This is a genomic window from Streptomyces sp. SID14478 (assembly GCF_010548525.1).
GTDB lineage: Bacteria > Actinomycetota > Actinomycetes > Streptomycetales > Streptomycetaceae > Streptomyces.
In genome coordinates, this window is sequence record NZ_JAAGMG010001158.1 from 1 (window position 1) to 2162 (window position 2162).

The 2162-nt window shown below is 73.7% G+C and carries 1 protein-coding gene; it reads left to right on the plus strand.

Annotated elements, in window-relative coordinates; translation table 11 throughout:
* Positions 1-1999 (plus strand): CDP-glycerol glycerophosphotransferase family protein (locus G3I40_RS37070; protein WP_164559222.1); only part of this gene is annotated, 1999 nt, incomplete at its 5' end.
* Positions 2000-2162 lie beyond the last annotated feature (163 nt).

Below are 2162 nucleotides of genomic sequence, written 5' to 3' on the forward strand. Positions count from 1 at the left end.
GGAAGTGCGTTACACCGAAGGGGAGTTGGCCGTGCGCGGCGTGCTGCGGACCGCGCCCGAGGGTCCGGCCGCACTGCGCCTGCGCCACCGCGAGTCCGGCAAGGTCCTCACCATGCCGCTGGACCTGGGCGCGGCGGACCCGGACGGCCGGGTGCCGTTCACGGCGCGGGTGCGGCCCACCACCCTGACGGATGTCCGCACCGGCCACGAGCGGCTGCGCCCGACGCAGGCCGAGCGGTCCATCGCCCGCTGGGACACCTCGGTCCTGATCGGCCCCGAGGACGCCGCGCGGCCGCACCGGCTCGCCCTCGTCCTCGACGACCGCGAAGGCTGCACGGGAGCCCAGTTCCCTTACGAGGGGCGGGCGCTGTACGCGCGCCGCTCCCCCGGCGGCTACCTCCAGATCGTCGACCAGCCCGCGCAGCCGCTGGTGGAGCACGTCACGGCGGCGCCCGACGGCACCGTCACCCTCACCGGCACCTATCCCGCCCCGGGCACGCACGCCCTGCGCCTCGTCCTGCGCCAGACGTGGTCCGGTCACGAGTACGCCTTCCCGGCCTCGGCGGTGGACGGCGCGTTCACCGTCACCTTCGCCCCGGCCCCGCCGCGGGGCGTGCTCCCGCTGCGCTCCGGTTTCTGGTGGCCCTGCGTCGAGCGGGCGGACGGCACCCGCAGCTCGGTGCAGCTCGCGCCGACCGCGTACCGGGACCTGCCCGCCGAGGTCACCGCGGGCGGCAAGCGCGTCGAGCTGCAGGCCCGCCAGTACGACCAGCTGGCCCTGCTCGCCCACTCCGAGCTGCGGCCCGACGAGCGCAGCCGGCACCGCCAGACCCGGCTGCGCGAGCGGACGTACCCGCTGGCCCGGCGGGAGCCGCTCACCGACACCGTCGTCTACGACGTGTTCGGCGGCCGCATGTACGGCGACTCGCCGCGCGCCCTGCACGAGGAACTGGTGCGCCGGGGCGAGGAGTTGGAGCACCTGTGGGTGGTCAAGGACGGGCAGTGCGAGGTCCCGGCGACGGCGCGCGCGCTGCGCGTGCACAGCCCCGAGTACTACGAGGCGCTGGCCCGCTCGCGCTACATCGTCGGCAACACGCACTTCCCGAAGTGGCTGGAGCGCCGCCCCGGGCAGCGCATCGTGCAGACCTGGCACGGCACCCCGCTCAAGCGCATCGGCTTCGACTTCGACAACGAGCACTTCGCGTCGACGGCGTACCTGGAGGACCTGGACCGCGAGCGGCACCAGTGGTCGATGCTGCTCTCGCCGAACAGCTTCTCCACGCCGATCCTGCGCCGCGCCTTCCGCTACGAGGGCGAACTCGTCGAGGCCGGCTACCCGCGCAACGACGTGCTGCTCTCCCCCGACCGCGACAAGCGCGCGGACGAGGTCCGCAAGCGGCTCGGGCTGCCCGACGGCAAGAAGGTGATCCTTTACGCGCCGACGTGGCGCGAGGACAAGCAGCGCCACAAGGGCGGTTTCCTGCTCGACCTGCGCATCGACCTGGACGCGGCGAAGCGGGAGCTGGGCGCCGACCACGTCCTGCTGATCCGGCCGCACTCCCACGTCGTGGAGCCGGTGCCGGGCGCGGGCGACGGGTTCGTGTGGGACGTGTCGGCGCAGGCCGGGGTCACCGACGTGATGGACCTGCTGCTCGTCGCGGACGTGCTGATCACCGACTACTCCTCGGTGATGTTCGACTTCGCGGTGACCGGCCGCCCGATGCTGTTCTTCACGTACGACCTGGAGCACTACCGGGACCGGCTGCGCGGCTTCTACTTCGACTTCGAGGAGCGGGCCCCGGGGCCGCTCGTGCAGACGTCCGCCGAACTGATCGCGGCGCTGCGCGGCCTGGACGCGGCGAGCGCCCCGTACGAGGCGGCGTACGCGGACTTCCGTGCGGCGTTCTGCGACCTCGACGACGGCCGGGCGGCCGCCCGCGTGGTGGACCGCATGCTGGACACCGCCTCCCCGCGGGCCTCCGAGAAGGGCGACGCCTGAGATGACGAAGCTGAGCGTCCTCGTGTACGGCCGCGACGTGCAGGGGCTGCTCGCCGCCTGCCTGGACAGCGTCACCGCTCAACTACCGCCGGAAACCGAGGTGTTGGCCGCCGCCGTCGGCGAGGCCGCACAGGACGTCGCGGTGCGCGGCGGCGCCGCCGTC